Here is a 22654-nt window from a genome sequence, read left to right on the forward strand (position 1 = left end):
TTCCGCAAAGGTTTGTTAACTTTTTGTTGGCTTTTTGGTGGTTTTTGTTTATTGTTTGCCTTGGTTACTGTTAATCTTATGTAACTAAAATAATTAAATAATGATTACTACTATAAAGTAGTGACACCAGGGAGAATCAAATGTTAAACAATCAAGTAGCTAAAGCAGTGCGTGTCGCACTTGCATTTGGTGCAGCTTCAACAGCTGTATTTTCAGGTAATACAATGGCAGCCGAAGGCGCCGATAAAGTAGAAAGAATTGAAGTAACTGGTTCACGTATCAAAAGAACTGATATGGAAGGTGCGAATCCAGTACAAATATTAACACGCGATGACCTAATTGCTTCAGGTATTGGTAACGTAGGTGACATTCTTCAAGAAATTCCTTCAGTTGCTGGTGCGGGTACTAATGCTTCTGTCAATAATGGTGGCTCAGGCGCGGTGCGTGTATCTTTACGCGGTTTGGGTTCTTCAAGAACGCTAGTATTATTAAATGGCCGTAGAATGGTTGCGTCGGGTAGCGGTGCAAACTCTTCTGTAGATTTAAGTACAATCCCTACAGCAATTATCAAGCGAGTTGAAATTCTAAAAGACGGTGCTTCTGCAATTTACGGTTCAGATGCTATTGGCGGTGTAGTTAACGTTATTACACGTAATGATTTTGAAGGTTTTGAAGCTACAGCAAGTTACGATGCTTCGACACATGGCGGTGATGGCGAAACTAAAAGCTACGATTTTACTGTAGGTTTAGCAAGCGATAAAGGCAGCGTGGTAGCTAGTGCATATTACGTTCAGCAGGGTTCTCAGTCTTCTGGTGATAGAGATTGGTCTAAATTTTCTTTAGACATGGATCATACAGGTGAGCTTTCTAAAGGTGGTTCTTCAGCTCCACCATGGGGTCGTTACAACGGTATTGATGGTTCAGTAGCTGGTGAAGATTGTTCTTCTTTTACTCACGGTGCAGCTAATGGTCCTGGTCAATCAGATCCAAGCGATTTTTCTAATCCAACTGGTTATGATTGTTGGGATTGGGATAAAGATACTTACAACTTTGCGCCTGTAAACTTTCACTTAACTCCGGCTGAGCGATATGGCGTATTTGTTCAGAGTAACTATGAGTTTTCTGATCATGTTCGTTTCTTTTCAGAAGTTAGTTTAAACCGCCGTATTTCAGATACTAAGCTTGCTCCATTACCTCTAGCACCACTTGCGTTCTTTGGTGTGACAAATGCAAATTATTCTGCAGATAACTACTATAACCAACAATTTGGTCCTAAAGACAGAAATGGTGACTCAGTTGAGATTTCTGATTGGCGCCGTCGTATGGTTGAAACTGGTGGTCGAGATACTCAATTTCGCGTAGATACAGTTCGCGCAGTAGTTGGTTTTGAAGGCGATATCAATGACGATTGGGGTTATGAAGTTTCATACATCTTTGGTTCAAGTGATTCTACAACTAAACGAGCTGGTGGCGTAAACTTTGAAAAAGTTTCACAAGCCGTAGGTCCTTCATTCCAAGACGTTGACGGTAGCATTGTATGTGGAACTGTAGATGATCCTATCGCTGGTTGTACATCATTAAATGTATTTGGTATCCCAGGAACTGATACTCAAGTTACTCAAGAAATGTTAGATTTTATTTCGTTTGAAGCTCACGATTTTGGTTCAAACGAACAGCAAATTATTAGTGGTAGTGTGTTTGGTAGTGCATTTGAATTACCAGCAGGTAGTTTAGGTATGGCATTTGGTCTAGAACATCGTGAAGAGAAAGGTGGTGATTTCCCTGATGCACTAATAGCATTAGGAATTACATCTGGATCTAGCCGTCAAGAAACATCAGGCAGCTACACTGTAGATGAGGCTTATGCTGAGTTTAATGTACCGCTTTTATATGACGCACCTTTTGCAAAAGTATTAGAGCTAGATTTAGCAATTCGTTATTCTGATTATGATACTTTTGGCGATACTACAAACCATAAAGTAGGAATTAAATGGTCTCCTATGGACGGCCTTATGTTCCGAGGAACATCATCTACTGCATTTAGAGCACCTTCAACTTCTGATTTATTCTCTGGCGCATCAGATAATAGCCCTGAAGTTTCGGACCCGTGTGCTACTAACCCTACATCATTCTGTATAGCTGACGGCGTACCAGCAGCTGGTTTTGAACCTATTGGTGACCAATTATCTTCTACTCTTGGTGGTAACCCAGAGTTGCAACCAGAAGAAGCTGATATATTTACAGTTGGTGTAGTTTATAGCCCTGAGTTTGTTGATGGTTTATCTTTCACAATCGATTACTGGGATATCGAGCTGGAAAATGCAATTAGCTCTGTAGGCGAGCAGTTAATTTTAAACAAGTGTGCTGAAAGCGGTACATACTGTGATCAAATAACTCGTTATACATCAGGTATTTTAGCTGGTAACTCAAGTGACATTGATAACAGAAACATAAATGTTGGTGGTGTAGAGTCATCTGGTTACGACTTTAATGTTGCTTATACAACTGATACGTCAATTGGTTCATTATCAGCAAGCTTAGATGCAACTTACTATGACGACTACACAATAACTCAAGCCGACGGTTCAACACTTCAAAATGCTGGCTACTACCGCCGAAATAGTGGTGATGGTAACTTCCCTGAGTGGAAAACTAACTTCAATGTATCGTTAGCTCAAGAGAATTGGTCTGCAACTTATGCATTGCGTTACATTGGTGAAGTTGAAGAAAACTTTACAAATATTGACCCTGATGATTTAGCTGATGTTAACTCTTCATTTAGAACTGAAGCCGTTAATATCGGTGGTACTCTTGATTCTTATGATGTTATTAGAACCGTTGACTCACAAGTAATACACAATGTTCGCTTTAGTTACTTCCTTGATAACTACACAGCTACTGTTGGTATTAATAACGTATTTGATGAAGATCCTCCGTATGCAGCAACAGGGTTTAACGATAATACAGACCCTCGTACTTACAATACAACTGGTCGTCATATATTCTTGACTCTTAACGCTAAGTTCTAGAGTTCAGAAAAACAATAATAAAGCGCTAATATTTATAATATTAGCGCTTTTACTTTAAGGGAATAAAATGAAAAAGCTAATCGTAATAATCATTTCAAGTTTACTATTTTTATCTGGTTGTAGTTCACTGAGTGAAGACTCTCTAAGCAGTAATGAAAATATGGTATGCGAAAAAATAGCGGTGACAGGTAGTAATATTAAAAAGCGTACATGCATGTCAAAAGAGTTGGCAGAAGAAAGACGCAAAAAAAACCAAGAGGCAATGAGAGAAATTAACAAAAGAGGAAATATTTACCAAGATAGGAACTAATTTTACTACTAAGTTTAATTGCAATACTTTAACTTATGTTTGAAATCTTGATGTGTTAGTACTAATAATAATACGGACAGGTTATCTATATTAAGTAAACTATTTGCTATTAAACTTACCCCTCCTCCAGGCTACATTATTTCATTGAATTTCGACTATCTGCCAAACCTTGTCAACGTGGTAACTTTGTATTTAGTTGGTGTTTTCTCGTATTTCAATAACGTATGTTTTACAAAAATATTATATGTTATTTATCTCTTCGTGAAATTAAGTGTTTGATTTAATGGCAATAAGTTTTTTAAGTGTTTGTCGTGATTTATAATTCATAGCTTATTTATTCTGAGTAACCATAAACTTTAGTTGTTCTATTTCTAGCGATAATCATTGTAGAGGCTCCCGGCAAAAGTATCTGTAAATATGAATATAGAGGGTATCCCGCATTACACTTAATAGGGGGCAACTCTTCTTAAGTACATTCAATATTAACAGTTAAGGCCGTATCAAATACATGTAGCTTATCTGATAATTTTGGATGTTTTAACTTTGATTTACCGGTTAATGTGATACTCAAGTGAATGTTATCAAATTAGTAAATAAAGAGATGATTTCAATATCATTAGAACAAGCCTTAAGAAGTAATATTGGCCAGTTAATAACCAAATGTTCAAGCACTACCTTCACAATTGAGTTCATAATTTCCTCTCATTAAACAAACACTCATCAGTCGATGCTCTTTTCGAGTATAAAAATGATAATGAACATTTTTTACGACATATTAAAGAAAGTTTATTTATGATTTGCAGCTGGCTAGCTCAATAAATCAGGTTAAACACGATGTAGGCCAAATTACAAAATAATATAACCAAACTTATAATCTGACATGTGTACCCAATAGTTCTAAACTGAATTTTTCAAACAAATTAAATGCAGGCAGTAGTAGGTATTTACATAAAAGCCACACAGGTAGCTTGGTTATAATCTGCTTATCCTAAAAAGATCAGGATAAAATTTAAGTGACTACTTCAAAAGGTTTTTTCCACATATCTAAGTTAAAAAACATAAAATTTACAACTCAGATTGCAAAATAAGGAAGGAGTAAGTAATTATGTATGTTTACACATTAATTGGGTCCATTCCTATAATAAATTTTACAAGCATACTATAAGTCATATACTCGAAAAGACTAAAGTAATCGCATATATATCTTATTGTTAAGGTATAAAAGTGAGGTTATCTAATTGATAGTAAAGTTTTTTTTATTTCACCTTACATAAAAGAGACACTTTTTTAAACCTGCAGCTTTAGATATTTCTACTAAATATGAATGTTTTTATATATTTTAGTGATGCTTTGTTACAAATCTTTACAAACATTCAAGTTATTGTTATTAAAGTATTTTATTTTAAGGTGATATAAGCTTTAAATATACACATATTACTTTTTCAATAAAATCAGCTGCTTACTGTTGATTTTAATGTAATGGTGAAAGATACATTTGTTATTTTTGCTGGTTTAAAGTTAATAATGTGTTGACCTCTTTGTTTCTCTAGTACTATCATCCGTCACACAATAAAGTCCTACTGTACCTTCATATAGGCATTTTTAGTCTTATTAAGTGGCTTTATTGCGCATTAATTTTAAAAATTAAGCATAAATAATAAAATAGTATTCTAGGGAGAATCAAATGTTAAACAATAAAATTTCAAAGGCAGTTCGCTTAGCGATTGCTTTTGGTACAGCATCAACGGCTGTTTTCGCTGCAAATTCAATTGCGGCAGAAGAAGGCGTTGAAAAAGTAGAACGTATAGAGGTTACAGGCTCGCGTATTAAGCGTTTTTCAGAGGTTTCACCTACTCCTGTAACTACAATTACTGGCGAAGAGCTATCTAATGCCGGCATCACAAACATATCAGATTTGTTACAAAAGCTGCCTTCATCTGGCGTAGGCTCTGCACCTACAACAACTACTAACACTATTTTTGGTGCGGGTATAAATACTACAGATCTTCGTCAGCTTGGAGAAGGTCGTACTTTAGTACTTGTAAACGGTCGTCGATACGTAGGTGCTTCTGTAGATAATCCTGCGGTAGATTTAAACGGCATTCCGACTGAAATGATTGAACGTATGGATATTGTTCATGGCGGCGCGTCAGCAGTTTACGGTTCAGATGCAATTGCGGGTGTAGTTAATATTATTTTGAAAAAGTCTCAAGATACTATGGACTTCAACTACAAAAAATCTATTACAGAACAAAGTGGTGGTGAAGAAGAGTCTTTTTCATTCACATTTGGTGGTGAAAGCGACAAAATAAGTTTTATTACGAGCTTATCTTACTCAGAAACAGAACAGCTTGAAGCTCAAGACCGTGACTTTCTTCGTAATCCAGTTTCTGGGATGTTAAACCCTGATAATGTTTCTGACACAGATGGAATTCCACAGAATATTTTAGCTACAGGTGAGTTTGCCGGTTTGCAAACACTAGGCTATTACGATCGCGCAGGTGATGCTTTCTTACCTGATGGCCATGTTGTATTTGGTGATAATGGTGAGTTTAGTCCCGTTATAGTTGGTGGTGTAACAAGACCTGCGCCGAATAATCAACTTAGATATTTTGGTGACGGCTTCTCTAATGGTTACAAATTTATTGAACATCAAGATCTTGCAACACCACTTAATCGTTTTAATGTTTTTACAAACATTGTAAATAATTATGCTGACGATCATTCAATGAATTTTGAAGTTTCTTTCTCAAAAGCAAGTGCTTATGCAGAAAGTAGCCCAATTTTCCTTGCTGAATCGATTCGTTCAGATAATGCATTTTTAGACCCAGCTGCTAAAGCACAACTAGATGAAGCTGGTAGAGATTCAGTTACAATTTATAAGCTAGCTTCGGGTTTCGGTAATCGTACCTATGAAGATGATCGTACAACACTTAATACAACTCTTTCTTTCCAAGGGTTACTACTAGAAGAGTTCGATTACGAAGTATATTTTAGTTACGGTCGCAATAAAAACGACACTACATGGAACGGTGAATTCCTTACTGAGAACTTTAACAAGGCTATTGACGCGGTAGAAATTGACGGAGCAATTCGTTGTGCAGACCGTGATTCAGATGGTTCTTTAGTTGGTGCGTTAGATGGTTGTCAGGCATTGAGCCTGTTCGGTCTTAATGGTGCATCTCAAGAAGCTTTAGATTACGTTACTACCTCAGCATCAATTTCTAAAGTTAAACAGCAGCAAGTTATTGGTGGTGTTATTTCAGGTTATGCTTTTGATATGCCTGCCGGTGGTGTTTCTTTTGCTTTAAGTGCTGAGCATCGTAAAGAAACTGGTTCTAATGAACCTGGTGCAGCAATGCAGAATAATCTAGTGTTTGGTAACTTTGTAAAAGCATGGGATGGTGAATTTACAGTTGATGAAATTGGTGTTGAAATGTCAGTTCCATTATTAGTGGATGCACCATTTGTTGATTCATTAAGCCTTGAGTTAGCCGCTCGTTACATGGATTACTCTTCAGTGGGCGATAATGTAGCTTGGAAGGTAGGCTTTAACTATGCAATGAACGATGAACTTCGTTTCCGTGGTACAAAGTCTAAGTCGGTTCGTGCTCCATCATTATCTCAACTTTATTCTGCTGGTACTCAGTCATTCGCGTCTTATGGCGATCCATGTGACCAAACTAATATATCTACAGCGAGTGATAGCAAAAAAGCAAACTTAATTGCTAACTGTCAAGCTGCAGGTATTCCAAACCCAGGTACTACAGTTGGAGATTGGAGACCATCTGATGATTGGCGTAGTGTTACTCCACCAAGTGTGAATTCAGGTAATGCAAACCTTCAAGAAGAAACGTCTGACGATACATTATTTGGTGTAATTTATACCCCAACTGAAAATATCACGTTAATTGCAGATTATTGGAGTTTTGACGTTGAAGATGCAATTAACTCTTTAGGTGCACAGCGTGTTATTGATGATTGTTACGAAGCGTCTAGTTTAGATAATAGTGCTTGTGACTTAGTTGACCGTGATCCTACGACTCTTGATATTTCTGAGGTTCGTAATGGACCATATAACTTAGCATCTTACTCTCTTAAAGGTGTTGATTTAGAAGGTACATACAAGTATGAAACGAGCTACGGTTCATTTAACTTCCGTTTACTAGCAAGTTACCTTGAGCATCGAGAGTTTAATACAGATGTTTCTAGCGAAGGCTATGAACCAACACCTACAGTTGGTGAAGTAAGATACCCTCGTTGGCAGGGTAACCTAACGGTAGGCTATACTTACGATGATTTATACGTAGGTATGATTGGTAAATACCGTCATTCAACAGTATTAGACAGAGAGTGGACTGCTGAAAATAACAACTATAATGATGTTCCTTCTTATACAGAATGGTCAATAAATGGTCGTTATACTGTTAGCGAAATGCTTGAAGTAAGATTAGGTGTTTCAAACTTATTTGATATTACACCTCCTAGAAATCCTGGCACATACGATGATGGTGAGTTTTTCGACGTATACGGCAGACGTTTCAACTTAGGACTAAACTTACGTTTCTAATATTTTTAGTAAATAAGTTTATAAACGAAAGTGTTTAATATTAAAGCCTACTGAAATTTCAGTAGGCTTTTTTATGTTTTACTTGCCCTAATATATGTTTATACCAACCGGCTTATATATGGGGTTTATTTAACTATAAGTAAATTTCGCTATAACTAGGCAAAAATTTTTTATATCTAGTTGATATTACATTTCGTAAGATAGGAAAATGTTGGATTTACTTAGCGGTTCTTCAGACGTTTAAAAAACATAATGGATATCAACAAAAGATTATCTTTCATTACTTAAGCTGAAAATGTGGTGATTGGATATATTATTTGGTAGTACAGCCCTCAACCTTGATCATATCTGATATGCCAATTACTGTATTGATAGAGTGATTACGTGCTTCAAAGCTACGTTAACAACGTCTTCGTATCCTTTAAAAGCCTATTCTAAATTTATTATATTCTAATCTAATGAATAGGGTGGTGCTTTAATATCTTTGAGTTTTAAAGCTATCAGCAGCATCACATTACATCACGCATAACAGCAGCTCTTTCATTTTTTCGTTTCAGTATTAAGCTTGCGTCACTCGCATAGCATCTTTATCTATATAGGGAGTTATTAACACTCCTACCTCGCCGACTTTCTGAAATACAGACTAAGCATTTATACATATTTAATAGTAATTACTACTAAAAGTGACTCAGCTATTTTAGTTAGCCTGCCATCGGTGTGCGATTTTTGAAATCAATGAAAATATAGCTTTATGGATTTTTTCTTTTTTAGAAAGGCCAAGTAGTACTTTTTCAGATAGTTGAATAGCTATAGTTGTCTCAATCATTTTTGTTAATTTTATGTAGGTAATTTATTTTTTTGCATGCTTTTACACCTACATAATTCGCCACAATAAGGAAGTAAGTAACTTGTTTGAGGCGAGACTTAGATATGATTTCTTCAGTAAATAGCACTTATTCTAAATCAAGTTTTTGCAATAATGCAATAATGCAATAATGCAGAAAGAGCATTGTGTTTGTTTTTTGTTACTTTAAGGCTTTGTAAGTAAAGGGTTTTATTTGGTTAGCCAAGTGTTGACCTTTTGCATAACTTGGGACTACTATTCAAATCGAAACAGGTACTGTGATTAATTACAGACCGTTTTGAAAACAAAATAATTAAAATAGAATTCTAGGGAGAACCATATGTTAAATAATAAAATTTCAAAGGCAGTTCGCTTAGCTATCGCTTTTAGTGCGGTATCCACCGCTGCTTTTTCTGCAAGCTCTATGGCAGCAGAAAAAGAAAAAGTTGAGCGTATAGAAGTAACTGGGTCTCGCATTAAGCAAGTTGATATGGAAACATCATCACCAGTAACTGTTATTACCGCTGCAGATCTACAATTATCAGGTGAAGCATCAGTTGCTGATGTTTTAAATAATACTTCTGTAAATAGCTTTGGTTCATGGCGTGGTATGTCTGGCTACGGTAACGGCGCAGCAGCAACAAGTAATATTAACATGCGTGGCCTTGGGGCTGAGTACACATTAGTGCTACTTGACGGTCGCCGTATGCCTGGTACAAGTTCGTCTTCAGGCGCTGCCGCAGATACTTCTCGTATTCCAATGGCAATAGTAGAAAGAATTGAGATTCTTCGTGAAGGTGCTTCTGCTGTATATGGCTCAGATGCTGTTGCAGGTGTTATTAACATTATTACAAAAAAAGACTTTAACGGTTTAAGTTTTTCATATGATACTGAGCTACCTAGTGCCGAAGGTGGTGATACAAATCGTTTTAACGTAAGTACAGGTTACTCTGGTGAGAAGGGTAATATTACATTAACTTATGAATATTATGATGCTGAATCAGTATACGATAGAGATATTTGGAAATTAAATGATGAGACTTATGCTGATTATTCGTCATTTAGTTCAGTTCCAAATGGTAATGGTGCTAGTGGTTGGGTTACAAGCCCTACTATGTGTGCAGAATCAAATAACACGGTTGATGGTGGCACTCGCTGTTTATATAACTATGGTGCAGTAACTAAGTTATTTGGTGATACTACTCAGAACTCAATGCTTTCAAATTTCAATTATGAATTCACTGATAACTTAAAGTTCCGCGGTCGCGCAAGTGCATCACTTTCTGAAACTGATTCTCGCTATGCAGGTACACCTGTATCTACAAACCAACCAACTATGTTGGCTGATAATCCTTTAAACCCTGTAGGCGAAGATTTAACTCTATACATGCGTTCAGCTAACATTGGTGAGCGAGATACTCGTACTGAAATTAATAGTATTGATTTCTTAGGTGGTTTAGTCGGCTTTGTAGATGTTGCAAATGGTATTGACTGGGAATTTAATGTACAACACAGCCGTTCTACAACTAACTCATTCAATACAAACCTGATAAATGATGATGTTGTTCAGAAATTAATTGATAGCGGCGAATATGATATCTTTAATACATCAGGAATGAGCTTTGCTAACTGGGATAGCAGCATGAAAGACTTGTATGGGCAAGCTGCTCACACAGGTGTGTATCAAGCTCGTTTTACAAGTACTCAATTTGATACGGTAGCATCTACATTATTGTTTGATAATGGTGATGTTTCGATTGCTGGCGTAGTTGGTGCTGAATTTGAGCAAGTAGAATTTGAACAAATGAGTGACCCTCAATCGGCTTCAGGTCGAGTGTCAGGTGGCTCAGGTGGTGACGATGTTAATGCAGAACGTGATAGAACATCTGTATATTCAGAGCTTCAAGTAAACCTACCATACAATGTTGATATTAAAGCAGCTGTTCGATACGACAAGTACGAGCAAGAAGGTGACGTTGGTTCACAATTTGTATCAGGAACATTCGATAATGTTGCCCCTCAAATTGGTGTTGCATGGCGTCCTTCTGATGCGCTATTAGTGCGAGCTAGCTGGGGTGAATCGTTCCGTGCACCTAACATGGGCGAAATGTTCTCTAGTCAGGCACTAAGCTTCGAAAAAGCTTACGATACAATTTGGTGTGATACGCAAGGCAATGCAGGTTCTGATGCTATTTACTGTAACCCAAATGCTTCACAGCAACATAAAACTTGGTTTGGTGGTAATCCAGATCTTGAGCCAGAAGAAGGTGAATCATTTACAACAGGTTTTGTTTGGAATGTAACAGATGACTTATCTGTAGAGCTTTCTTACTATAATATTAAGTTAGAAAACAGAATTGCAGCAGTAAGTGTTGAACGTCTATTAAAAGACGAGCAAGACAATGGTTCTAACCCTGCAGTAGTTCGCGATCCAAATACAGGTCGTATTGATGTAATGTACAGCTTTGACCAAAATATGGCGAGTTTAGAAACATCAGGTTTTGATTTTAAAACAGCTTACATGTTTGAATCTAGCATTGGTAACTTCGCTCTTAAAGGTGAGTTAAGTTATGTAAGTGACTTTGAAGAAGTAACAGAAGAGGGTGCTGACGCATTCGATTACGCTGGTTTACAAGAGTACCCAGAGCTTCGTGGTAATGTTACCTTTGATTGGACAAATGATGCATTTGGTGCAGCATGGACTACATACTACATAGGCGACCAAGACTCAGGTAATGAAGAGTATGGTGTAACATATTTAGCTGATATTCCAAGCTATATTAAACACAATATCCAAGTATCATATAACCATGAATGGAATGGTAAGTTTGTACTAGGTGTGAACAATGTGTTTGATAAAGAAGCACCACAGCTAAACGATGGCACTAGAGGTTATCGCGATGCTTCAACATCATTATATGATGTTTTAGGCCGAGCTGTATTTTTAAAAGTTGAACAAAACTTCTAAAAATCGTTTATAGATTATGTTTCGTCTTTAATACGTTGACGATTATAAAAAAGGTCAGTTGCTTATGCTTCTGACCTTTTTACATTTGGTTTGCTATTTTATCTTTAAAGTTTTAATTATGGTTTGTATGTACTTACTGGCCCACTTCATTTTTAAGTTTGTTACCTTGTGATTTTCCGATTATATTCACCTGACACGAAAAATAGATAATGTGGTTTTTTAATAGAGTCGAAGTAATGATATTTGCAAATTACATATAAGTTCATAGCTGCTTTATTGTACTGAAAGCTGGCATTTATTATTCAACGGATTAGTAGTATTTTTTATCGACTATATATTTTATAAAATGAAGTTCCCTTATACATCGACAATTTATATTAAATTACTCCTAATTTAATAAGGTAGGACTAATAGCGTATATTTAACAGAGGGATTATTTAGTTTATATCTTGTAATAGTCATTCCTGAAAAATACCCTTATACTAAAAAAGAATATTTAAACAAATCCAATCACACAATTTAGCGAGATATAAATGAAAGAAGTCCGATCTTTTATTAAAACAGCATCATTAACGGATCTTGAAAAAGCCCAACAGCTTATCAATGATGCAATTTCAAAATATACCCAGCAGCAAAAAGCGAAACAGGAAGTTTTGGATCTTTTAAAAGAAAAAGGACTTACGCTAGAAGATTTACAAGATGGAGCATCAGACAAACGTACTAAAGTTAAGCCTAAGTACCGCATGGAACTTAATGGTGAGACTATTGAATGGACAGGCCGTGGCCGTCGTCCTAAAGCGTTTGAAGGTGTTGAGCTTGAGAAATTTTTAGCCTAAAGCTAAATATAAGAGAAGCTTCGGCTTCTCTTTTTTGTTTCCCCCTCAATAAAATATAATTAAAGTTTAAAACTCCCAGCTATTATTTGCTAAAATCTCTTCACTCAAACCTATTTGTTTTCCCATGAGCTATAAACTAAGACCTTACCAGCAAGAAGCCGTAGAACGCACCGTTTTACACTTTAGAAAGAGTAATGATCCTGCCGTTATTGTACTACCAACCGGCGCAGGTAAGAGTTTGGTTATTGCTGAACTTGCCCGTATTGCTAAGCAAAAAATATTAGTACTTGCTCATGTAAAAGAGTTGGTAGAGCAAAATTCGCAAAAATATAAAAGTTTTGGTTTAGAGGCGAGTATATTTTCAGCAGGTTTAAAAGAAAAGTCATTAAACCATCAAGTAACCTTTGCCAGTGTGCAATCACTTTCTCGTAATTTAAATAAATTAAATGAGCATTATTCGTTACTTATTATTGATGAATGCCACAGAGTAAATGGGGATAAAAAAAGCCAGTACGGAAAAGTAATAAGTAGTTTAAAAGAATATAACCCTCAGTTAAAAGTATTGGGTTTAACAGCAACACCTTATCGGCTAGGGACGGGGTGGATATACCATCATCATTATCATGGCTTTGTTAAAGGGACTAATGAAAGCCCGTTTAAAAGTTGTATTTTTGAATTGCCGCTCAGGTATATGATCAAACATAATTATTTAACGCCGCCAAACGAAGTTGATGCAGCGATTAGCCATTATGATTTTTCGTCTCTAGATAGCAATGCATTTGGGCAATATACGACTGATGATATGAATGCGCTTTTAAAAAACAGTGAGCGCGCAACGAAAGCTATATTACAGCAAGTAATTCAATACAGTGAAGAGCGTGAAGGTGTTATGGTTTTTGCCGCCACGGTAATGCATGCTCAGGAAATATTAAGCTACCTACCAGCTCATCAAAGTGCACTTATAACAGGTGATACGCCAAACACTGAGCGCGATAAAATCATTAAGCAATTTAAAGCTAAGCAATTAAAGTATCTAGTTAATATATCGGTACTAACAACCGGCTTTGATGCGCCACATGTCGACTTTATAGCTATTTTAAGACCTACAGAATCAGTTAGTTTATATCAACAAATTGTGGGGCGAGGTCTCAGGTTATCTGAATCAAAAACGGATTGCTTAGTAATAGATTATGCTGGCAATGGTTTTAATTTATTTCACCCAGAAGTAGGCGATAAAAAAGGCGATAGTGATAATGAACCTGTGCAGGTACTTTGTCCTGGCTGTGGTTTTGCGAATATATTTTGGGGTAAAACTGATTCTGCAGGAAAAGTAATAGAGCACTTTGGCAGGCGCTGTAAAGGGCTGTTAGAAGACGATGATGGGCATAAAGAGCAGTGCGATTATCGTTTTAGGTTTAAAGAGTGTGAGCAGTGCGGTGCCCAAAATGATATTGCTGCACGTAAATGCCATGATTGCGGCGCGGTAATGGCCGACCCTGATGATAAGTTACGTAATGCATTAAACTTAAAAGACGCACTTGTGCTTCGATGTAGTGGGTTATCGGTAACTCAAATTAAAGATGAACTTATTAAAATAACGTATTTTGATGAAGATGGTGCAAGTTGCGATGAAGTATATAACCTCGCAAATAAAGGCGGGCAATTTATATTTAATAAGCAATTTGGTCAACGTGTGGGGCTTGGGCAAACACCTATTAATTTTAAAACTGCAGAGCAAGTAGTAAAAGCACAATTTGAATTAGTACCACCGGATTTTGTTATTGCACGAAAAAGCAAAAAATATGGTTGGAAAGTAGCTGATAAGCTATTTGATTATAAAGGCAATTTTAGGAAGGCAAATCAGTTAAGCCGCTAAGCTTAACTGATAGAGTACATTGAACTAAAAGGCAATTAAGCCTCCTCACCGTCCATTAATCCCCAGCCGTCACCGTATCCATTAAAGCTATTAGCAATGCTTTCAATGTATTGCTCTGCTTGTCCTAAAAGGGTGTGCTCTGGCACCATTTGTACTTGAGTGATTACTTCCCAAACGCCAGTGTCTTTACATTTTTCAAGCTCAGCATTTTGAACTAATGCATCAGAGACTATTTCTTTAGCAAATTTTTCAGCATCGGCTTCTTGTTCAAATAAAATAAAAAAATCGACTTGGTGCATTTTATTTAAATCAATGCCAGCAGCGGCTATTTCGGCTAAAAGTTGGCCGTTATCATCATCAGGGAATTGCATTAAAAACTCATTTAAAATTAATTTTTTATTCGTAGGCACTATTGTAACTAAAATATTGTCTTAACGCGTACTAATTTTAATTATGCTGATATTTATTCAAAGTTAAATTTACGCGTTAGATTGTTATTAAGTTAATGTGTTGCTCATTATGGCTATGCTAATATGCGGGTAATTAACCAGTTTTTTGTAAGATATTAAAAGTAAGGATATTTACTTGTTTATTAAGTTTTTACGTTGCATGTGTGTTGTGAGCGCTTTAATTGCGACAAATAGCTATGCGGCAGAAAGAGTCATAGAAGATTACGAAATTGAAGGGTTAAGTGGCGATTTAGAAAATAACGTAGCTCTTTACCTCAAGCAGTTAATTGGCGAGAAGCCAACCCGTACACTTCGCCGTTATGCTCAAAAACAAGTACAAAATAGCATCAAAGCACTTGGCTATTATAGCCCGACCGTCGAGGTTATTTATGATAAAGACGACAGCGAGCTAATTGTTAAAGTTGAACGGGGGCCTGCAACTCGCATAGAAGCAATTAATATTACGCTAAACGGTGATGGTCAAAGCGATACCCAATTACAGGCATTGATTAAAAGCAATCACTTAAAGCAAGGTGATGTTTTAAACCATGGTAAATATGACTCTGCTCATAAAAAAATAGAATCTATGCTACTAGAGCTAGGTTATTTTGATGCTAAGTGGCCAGCGCGCAAATTAGAAGTGTCGCTTAAAAAAAATAGTGCTGTTATTACTTTCATAATTGATACCGGAGTTAGGTATCAGTTTGGCGATATACAAATTGCCAGTAGTACACCCGCTGAAAAATACATACGCTCTATAGCGCCTTTCTCGCAGGGCCAACCTTATAAATCAACACATATTGCTGACTATAACTTGGATTTATCAAGTACCCCTTATTTTGCCAGTGTGCGTGTTTATGCTGACATAGCAGCGCGCAAAAATAGCCAAGTACCGATTAAAGTTGAAGTATTACCCAAGCCAGCTAACAGCTATGAAATTGGCGGTGGTTTCAGTACTGACTTAGGACCCAAGGTGCGTTTTAAATGGAGTAAACCGTGGATCACAGAAGACGGCCATTACCTCGAAACTAATTTAAATGTGGCGCAAAAGCAGCAAGATATTTCCATGGCTTATACAATTCCGGTTGATGATCCTAATGATGATTTATGGCGATTCTCTGTCGGTTATAAATTAGAAGATGAGCTCACAAACGACACTTACAGTGAAATATTAACGGGGCAGGTTCAGCGCCAATGGTTGACCGAAAATAAGTGGGTGCGTACTGCATTTTTACGCCGCGACCAAGAAACCTACCGTATTGGTGATGAAGACGAAGAAAGTACCGAAATGTTAATGCCTGGCATTAGCTACGCGCGCAAAAAATCAAAAGGCGGCACGACTCCTTATTGGGGAGAGCAGTGGCTTATATCTGCTGAGTTTGGCTTAGATGATGTGCTTTCGAGTACTAATCTGATTAGGGTGCAAATGCAACATGCATGGCTACGCACTTATTTTGACCGCCACTTGGTGTTTTTAAAAGCGAATGTAGGAGCAATGCTTGTTGATGATATTAACAACGTGCCATTTTCACTTCGGTTTTACGCAGGTGGCGATCAAAGCGTTCGTGGTTTTGCGTACCAATCAATTTCGCCCGAGAACGATGACGGCGAGCTAATAGGTGGTAAGTATTTACTATCGGGCACGATGGAATATAACTACCAGTTTGCTAAAAATTGGCGAGCAGCTTTATTTGTTGATGGTGGTACTGCGACTAATGATTTTTCTGATGATTTTGAAGTAGGTGCTGGTTTTGGTTTTCGCTATTTAACTCCCGTTGGCCCCGTGCGTATAGACCACGCTTGGGGATTAACAAAAGAAAGTAAAAGCACACGTTTAAGTATTACCATAGGGCCAGAAATTTAATGTCAGTATTAAAAAAGATAACAGCCGCCGTAAGTGCTATTTTTGTCACGTTAGTTGTTGCACTATTTTGTTTGTTATTTACCGCACCCGGTAATCAATTTATTGCTTATAGTGCAAACAAAGCGGTAGATGGACTACATATTGAAATTAAAGATGGCCGTTTTATTTATAATGATGCCTTTAATGTACGCTTTGCTAGCAACGGATTGGACTTTAATGCACAACAATTGAAAATTGATTTGTTTTGGTGGCAGTGCGATGGAATTTGTATAGATAACTTAAGTGCTAAATCTATAAATTTAACATTACCAAAAACTGCAGATTCACAAGAAGAAGCCGCGGCAGAGCCGCTTGAAAAAATCAGCTTACCTTTTAATATTGCTGTAAAAAACATTGCGATCAATAAATTTACTCTAGAGCATCCAAGTGCAAACGTAAGCGTTAATAACTTTAAACTCTCAGCAAAAGCAGAGGGTTCAAAGCTGACGGTTAAAAGCCTGAATATTCCCACCATACTTGTTGCCTTAAAAGAGCAAGAACAAGATGCGAAAACACAAACGGCGCAAAATACTCAAGCGCCTTTAACGCACCTACCCGCATTGCCTAATATAGAATTTACTTCGCCACTTGATTTAGTTGTTGAAGACTTTGAAATTGCTAACATTACGATTGAGCAAAACGAAGCCCAGCATGTTATTGAAAATATCTCGCTGCAATTAAGTGTGGAAGATGCGGTTATTAATTTAGAGTCATTCTCAGCAAAGTATGAACAGTGGGAGCTTAATACGCATCTTAACGCTGAGCTTGCAGGGAATTTGCCCGTGAAAGGGGATGTTGTTTTACAAAGTGACGAGCACCAAGCCAATTTGCAGTTGAATGGCGACTTATCAAATCTAAACTTAAATTTAGAAACACAGGGGCAATATCCGCTTAGTTTAACGGCAACGGCAAATTTAAAGCAAAAAAACTATCCATTTGAGTTAAATGGAAAAATTAAGCTGTGGCTTATTGATGCACAAAGTAATGAACTTAAAGTACGAAATGTTAACCTTAACGCACAAGGTAATGCTGACGACTATCAGCTTAGCCTTCAGGCGAATAGCCAACTAGGCGCGTACCCAGCTGTTGACTTAAGTACCCAATTAAAAGGTAGTCTTACCAAAGCAACTTTACAAGCGCTAAGCATTAAAGCAAACGAAAGCAGTGCAACTATAAAAGCCAATGTTGATTGGCAAAAAGGCATACAGGCTAACTTTAATGGCACGCTTGCTAACTTAAAAGCGCAGTACTTAACTGATGCCGCTACCAGTGATATTTCAGGACAGTTTAAAGGCTCGTTCAATGCAGCTGACGACAAGTGGCAGCTACAAATGAATAATACAAAGTTAAGCGGATTACTTAACGACGTGCCACTAGAATTTGCCTCAAACTTTAAGCTCGACAATATGTTAAAAGCTAATATTGATAGCTTTTATTTAAGTAGCGGCACCAATAAATTAGCACTAAGCGGGCAAGTTGATGACACTTGGCAGGTTGATGGCAAAGTAACACTAAAAAGTGATGAAAAAGCTAATATTCCATTTACTGCAGACGGCAACGCAAATTTAAAAGTGAGAGGGGAAAGGTTAACGCCCTCTGTTGATTTAGCACTAATACTAGATCGCTTTATTTTTGATGAAATAAACATTAATAAACTATCAGTAAAAGGGCAGTTAGATACCGCAGCCGATTGGCAAACCGATGTTTCGGTAAGTGTTGGTTCGGCGCTTGTAGCCGAACAGCAAATTAATAGCGTTAAAATTGATATTAGCGGCGACAAAACAGATCACCAACTTACGGCATCTATAGATGCCGAGCAAGGCAGTGTAGAGCTTGAAGTTAATGGCAAAATTAATAATACCACTTGGAATGGCGAGCTTAGTAATGTAACGCTCAGCGATAAAAAGCTTAGTTTTAGTAATACTAAAAATATTGCCATTATGGTTAATACGCAAAGTGGCGACTTTGATGTGAGTGCACATTGTTGGGCATCTGATCAAAGTGAATTATGTATAGACACCTTAGCGCAGTCAAAAAATCTCGGTCAGCTAAATGCTAAACTAAGCAATTTAGCACTTGAGGAGCTTAAGCACTTTTTACCTAATAGCATTCGTACTCGCGGTAATATAGCTGGCGATGTAGCACTTAATTGGCAAAGCGGCGCGCTTAAAACATTACGCGCAAATATCGATTCTAGCGACTTAGAAGCAGTACTAACCTCGGAAGAAGATCGTTTTAAATTACCAATCGAAACATTAAGTATTAGTGCGTTTTCGGATTCTCAAATTGGCAAGCTTGAAGCTAATTTAGAATCAAGTGTATTAGGCAAAATTAATACACAAATTAATATCGACGATATACAAAATACGCAAGCGCTTAATGGCACCATTAATATTGATAAAATACTCCTTTCAGACTTACAACCTTTTCTTGAAACCCTCGAGCAGTTAAAAGGTGATATTAGCGGTAAAGTGGCGTTAGCAGGTACGTTAAAAGATCCTTTATTAAATGGGGAGCTTAATGTTAGCGATATTAGTTTAGAGGGCGAGCAATTACCTATAGCGCTGCAAAACTCAAATATAAACGTATTGTTTGATAAAACAACAGCCACAATAAAAGGCAACTTAAACGACAATCAAGGCGGTAAAATAAATCTAACCGGTGACGTTGATTGGCAAGGTGCGCAGCCTGCTGTAAATGTGGCTGTAGTTGGCGAGCAGTTTTATGTACGTGCGCAGCAAGGGGTCACTTTTAAAGTATCGCCGGATTTAAAAATAGGCTTGGCTAATAATGCACTCAAGCTTGCTGGTGAGGTAGTTGTGCCTTACGGTCGTATAATGATTGAAGAGCTTCCTGAGGGCGCGGTGCAAGTTAGCGATGATGAAATTATTGTTGATCAAAAAACTGAGGCCACAGAAACAGTTCCGTTTGATTACGACATAGATTTAAAAGTGATTGTTAAAAACGATGTAAAAGTAGAGTCGTTTGGCTTGGAATCAAAAGTTGCGGGTGATTTAGCGATAAAAATGAGTCAAGGTGCGCCAATCATAGCCACAGGTGAGCTTAACTTAATTGAAGGTACTTATTTAGCCTTTGGGCAAGATTTAATAATCAGCACCGGGCAAGTAGGTTTTAGCGGTTCAATTGAACAACCATTTTTAAATATTAAAGCAATACGTAACCCAGATACGACTGCAAACGGTGTGATTGCAGGGGTTACGCTCACAGGTAATGTTGAACAACCAACGCTCAAGATATTTTCTGAGCCTGCGATGGATCAAGCACAAGCACTTGCATATTTACTTAATGGCCAGCCTTTAGGTGATGGAGAAAGTTCGTCAAGCGATGCTATGCTCACGCAGTTATTACTCTCTCAAGGGGTTAGCCGCAGCGAAGGGGTTGTTTCTAAGGTAGGTGAAACCTTTGGGCTGTCAGATGTAAGTTTAAGCTCATCAGGTAGTGGTGATAGCACCAAAGTAGAAATATCAGGTTACGTAGCACCCAGTTTGCAAGTTAAATATAGCGTGGGTGTATTTGATTCGCTCAGTGAAGTGGCTGTGCGATATCAGTTACTTTCACAGTTATACATAGAAATAACGAGCGGGCTATACCAAAATGTTGATGTGCTATATAAGTTTGATTGGGAATAACCAAAACTATAATAATTATAAGGATATAAGCGATGAAAAAAGTTATATTGCCAGCTCTGCTTAGTGTTTTTTTGAGCGGTTGTGCTCAACAACTCGGTGATGATGTTGCTAATCAAGAGCTACCTTTATTGAGCGCGAGTGAAGTAATTGCTAGTGCAACAGATAATGACTGGCGAGTAGTGGACTCTCAAAATACTTTAAAGATAACGCTGCCAACGGGCGATGCGTACATTGAACTTAATGAACTGCTTGCCCCAAAGCACGTTCAAAACATTAAAAAGTTAGCGCGAGAAGGGTTTTATAAAAATACTAGCGTTTATCGGTTTGTTGAAGGTTTTGTAGCGCAAGGCGGGGACAGCTCGGGTAAAAAGTTAATTAAAACGGCAGATAAAACGGTCCCTGCTGAGTTTTATTTAACAACAAACAAACCACTTTTAATTACTGAGCTAAATGGCGACGGATATGCACCAGTTACTGGCTTTTTAAACGGCTTTGCAGTTGCTCAAAACTCAGCACATACGCAAACATGGCAAGTGCATTGTAGTGGTGTGTTTGCAATGGCGCGCGATAACGATATAAATAGTGCGAGTACGGAGTTTTTTGTAACCATAGGGCAAGGCCCTCGTTACCTTGATAAAAACATTACGGTGTTTGGCCGAGTGCTCGAAGGTATAGAGCATTTTAATCGTTTAGCGCGTACACCAACTGAAGGAAAAGCATTTAACCCAATTACCAATATACAAGTACTTGGCGATGTACAAAGCGATAAAAGTATATTTAAAGTGATGAAAACAAACTCATCAGTGTTTAAAAATTTAATCAGTGCTCGTAAAAACCGTGTTGAACCATGGTTTGTTAAAGCACATAACTACGTTGATGTGTGTGGTATGCCCATACCCACTAAGCGCGAAGTTAATTAAAGAATGTAAAAAGGAGCCCTGGCTCTAATGCCGATCATTTAAGAATTAGTTAATAGCACTTGAACGATCTTCTAGGTATGTAAGAATCCGAATTCTTTTGTAGAATTCGGATTTTTTTATGCAACTTTCTAATGCTCTCGATATTATTAACAACATCAAACCTAATGACGTTGAAACACTCGTAGATTTACTCCCTTTATCTCTTATCGAAGAAGCCTATGCACTGACCGAAACCGTTACACTACGAAAAAGAAAACTAACCCTAGAATCGATGGCCGATGTCGTTAATATGCTCGACATTGTTGACCGCGAGGGTAAGCCATTTGTTGCGCCAAGTGCTTTAACTCAGTGTCGTAAAAACCTAGGTGAAGCCGCCATGAAAGCCTTATTTGAATGCACCCAAAGGCATTGGAATAATGGCGCTAATCATCCTCATTGGAATGGGCTTACCTTGCTTGGTGTCGATGGTGTTGTTTGGCGTACGGATGACTCACCCCAAAACAATGAAGCCTTTACAAAACCGACCAATACACAATACCCACAGGTCAGAATGGTGTGTCAAATGGAGCTAAGCAGCCACATAATCACGGGGAGTGCTTTTGATGATTACAAGGTCAATGAAATGGTGCTGGCTGAAAAGCTTATAGAAACCACCCCCGATAACAGTCTCACTTTATTCGACAAAGGTTTCTATTCTTTAGGGCTTTTACATAAATGGCAAACGACTGGCAGTGAACGCCACTGGCTAATCCCCCTGAAAAAAAATGTGCAATATGAGGTTATTCAAACATTAGGGCGTAATGATAAATTAGTCCAACTTAGCAGCAACCCAAGAGCAAGAAAGATGTGGCCAACGCTGCCTGACACCTTAATAGCGAGGTTAGTGACTCGAAAAATAAAGGGTAAATCATACAGTGTGATGACATCGATGACAGATCCGATGCGATATCCGTCAGCCGATATAGGCGATTTGTACAGTCACCGCTGGGAGATAGAGCTTGGTTATCGGGAACAAAAGCAATATATGCTGGGCAATCGATTAACATTAAGAAGTCGCTTACCAGCGCTTGTAAAGCAAGAGCTGTGGGGAGTGTTGCTTACTTATAATATGGTGCGATATCAGATGGTAAAAATGTGCCACACATTAAAAGGTGATTATTTACCGTACCAACTGAGTTTCAATGGTAGTTTAGCTCAAATAATGAGGTTGCTTGTTGGATTACCTTATTCAACACCTGGAGCCATACCACGTCAATTAAAATACTTTTATGCGATGGCAGAAAGCCTCATTCTAGAGCC

General features: G+C 37.6%; 11 protein-coding genes. 10 read left to right on the forward strand and 1 reads right to left on the reverse strand.

Translation table 11 applies throughout. The annotated features are described in order from the left end of the window. Positions 1–140: 140 nt before the first annotated feature. From GQR45_RS06280 to GQR45_RS06305, 6 genes are all read left to right on the forward strand, one after another. Positions 141–3029 carry a TonB-dependent receptor gene (locus GQR45_RS06280; RefSeq protein WP_165725434.1) on the forward strand — a complete coding sequence of 963 codons (2889 nt, stop codon included), beginning with the start codon at positions 141–143 and terminating at the stop codon, positions 3027–3029. 67 nt (positions 3030–3096) lie between these two features. Then, positions 3097–3339 (forward strand): hypothetical protein, encoded by a 243-nt coding sequence (locus GQR45_RS06285; protein ID WP_024593662.1) that lies wholly within the window; start codon positions 3097–3099, stop codon positions 3337–3339. 1684 nt (positions 3340–5023) lie between these two features. Then, entirely contained in the window at positions 5024–7909 is a 2886-nt protein-coding gene (locus tag GQR45_RS06290; protein WP_007586047.1) for a TonB-dependent receptor, read from the forward strand. A gap of 1184 nt (positions 7910–9093) precedes the next feature. Next, positions 9094–11721 (forward strand): TonB-dependent receptor, encoded by a 2628-nt coding sequence (locus GQR45_RS06295; RefSeq protein WP_076924415.1) that lies wholly within the window; start codon positions 9094–9096, stop codon positions 11719–11721. Between the two features lie 533 nt (positions 11722–12254). Continuing rightward, entirely contained in the window at positions 12255–12557 is a 303-nt protein-coding gene (locus GQR45_RS06300; protein WP_007586043.1) for an H-NS histone family protein, read from the forward strand. Positions 12558–12681: 124 nt separating this feature from the next. Continuing rightward, complete coding sequence (locus GQR45_RS06305; RefSeq protein ID WP_165725435.1) at positions 12682–14433, forward strand: DEAD/DEAH box helicase; 1752 nt, start codon at positions 12682–12684, stop codon at positions 14431–14433. A 35-nt stretch (positions 14434–14468) separates the two neighbouring features. On the opposite strand, the gene GQR45_RS06310 is transcribed toward GQR45_RS06305, so the two are convergent. Next, positions 14469–14804: a ribonuclease E inhibitor RraB gene (locus GQR45_RS06310; protein ID WP_165725436.1), complete on the reverse strand. Its 336-nt coding sequence runs from the start codon at positions 14802–14804 to the stop codon at positions 14469–14471. Positions 14805–15018: 214 nt separating this feature from the next. On the opposite strand from GQR45_RS06310, the gene GQR45_RS06315 reads away from it, so the two are divergent. The 4 genes from GQR45_RS06315 to GQR45_RS06330 form a co-directional block, all read left to right on the forward strand. After that, on the forward strand, positions 15019–16746 hold the full coding sequence (locus tag GQR45_RS06315; protein ID WP_024593667.1) for an autotransporter assembly complex family protein: 1728 nt from the start codon (positions 15019–15021) through the stop codon (positions 16744–16746). After that, entirely contained in the window at positions 16746–20435 is a 3690-nt protein-coding gene (locus GQR45_RS06320) for a translocation/assembly module TamB domain-containing protein (protein WP_165725437.1), read from the forward strand. The genes GQR45_RS06315 and GQR45_RS06320 overlap by 1 nt, the downstream gene beginning before the upstream one ends. Before the next feature lie 32 nt (positions 20436–20467). Then, positions 20468–21355 carry a peptidylprolyl isomerase gene (locus GQR45_RS06325; protein ID WP_165725438.1) on the forward strand — a complete coding sequence of 296 codons (888 nt, stop codon included), beginning with the start codon at positions 20468–20470 and terminating at the stop codon, positions 21353–21355. A 118-nt stretch (positions 21356–21473) separates the two neighbouring features. After that, positions 21474–22654: IS4 family transposase (locus GQR45_RS06330; RefSeq protein WP_165725439.1), on the forward strand; the 1181-nt coding region annotated here is incomplete at its 3' end.

The organism is Pseudoalteromonas sp. SA25, assembly GCF_011378705.1.
In the GTDB taxonomy this organism is placed as follows: domain Bacteria; phylum Pseudomonadota; class Gammaproteobacteria; order Enterobacterales; family Alteromonadaceae; genus Pseudoalteromonas; species Pseudoalteromonas arctica.